The 1,315-nt window shown below is 68.3% G+C and carries 1 protein-coding gene; it reads left to right on the top strand.

Annotated elements, in window-relative coordinates:
* A partial coding sequence (locus tag ACLQ2W_RS33785) for a beta-ketoacyl synthase N-terminal-like domain-containing protein (protein ID WP_425791944.1) occupies positions 1 to 1,315 on the top strand: 1,315 nt, incomplete at both ends.

The following is a 1,315-nucleotide window of genomic DNA, read 5'->3' as shown; positions in this document are numbered from 1 at the left end:
GGTGGCTACTGGTATCGCAACTTGCGGCACACGGTCCGGTTCGGCGAGGTGATCCGCACGTTGACCGAGGCCGGTCATCGGACGTTCGTGGAGGTCAGTCCGCATCCGGTGTTGGCGATGGCGGTGGAGCAGGCCGGTGAGGATCTCGTGGTGGCCGGCACTCTGCGTCGTGACGACGGTGGACGGGACCGGTGGCTGCGTTCGATGGCCGCCCTGCACGTCGCCGGTGTCGCCATCGAGTGGAGCCCGACCTTTACCGAAGACGTGCCCCGACGCGTGCCGCTGCCTACCTACCCGTTCCAGCGTCAGCGCCACTGGCTCCCGGACACCCTGGCCGAGCCTATTGGCCGCGGTGTCGCCCCGATCGACCAGTCCCAGGACGCGGTCGAGCGCCACGACATGAAGGCCAGCGCGGCTGCGCTCGGCCTTGCCGAGACGGAACGCTCCGCGATGCGGGACGGCGCTGGTGTAGCCGGTGTGAGAGGCGAGCCGGCAGAGGGTGGGGGCCGGTGGCACCTGCTTGACCTGATCCGTACCCATGCGGCCGCCGTGCTTGGCCATGCCGACGCGCAGGATGTCGACGCTGACCGGAGCTTCAGGGAACAGGGTTTCGACTCGTACGCCGCCATCAAAATGTGTGACCGACTCACCGCGGTGACCGGGCTGCGGCTGCCGACCACCCTCCTGTTCAACTACCCCACCCCCGTGGCACTGCGGGGATACCTGCAGCGCCGGTTGGACGGGCTGTCCGAACCGGCAAACGAACCGGTCGCCGCAGCCACTGCGCTCGACGAGCCGGTAGCGATCGTCGGCATGGGATGTCGGTATCCGGGCGGGGTTGATGACCCGGACGAGTTCTGGCAGCTGCTGGTCGACGGTGTTGACGCCGTGGGTGAGTTCCCCGCGGATCGGGGTTGGGACCTGACGGCACTGCACGACCCCGATCGGCAGCGGTCGGAGACTCGGTACGGAACGTTCCTTTCCGGGGCCGGGATGTTCGACGCGGGGTTCTTCGGGATCAGTCCGCGGGAAGCTGTGGCGATGGATCCGCAGCAGCGGCTGTTGTTGGAGGTTTCCTGGGAGGCGTTGGAACGGGCCGGGATCGACCCGTCCGGGCTACGCGGCTCGGACACCGGCGTGTACGTGGGCCTCATGTACCACGACTACGCCATGCAGTTGGCGGCAAGCCCGGCCGAAACCGAGGGATACACGCTGACCGGAACCAGCGCAAGCGTGGCGTCGGGGCGGGTGGCGTACGCGCTGGGTCTGGAGGGTCCGGCGGTGTCGGTGGATACGGCGTGTTCGTCGTCGTTGG

It is taken from the genome of Micromonospora sp. DT227 (genome assembly GCF_049841835.1).
GTDB lineage: Bacteria > Actinomycetota > Actinomycetes > Mycobacteriales > Micromonosporaceae > Micromonospora.
The sequence above is the reverse complement of the archived record's forward strand: the minus strand, read 5'-3'. Positions and strand labels throughout refer to the sequence as shown.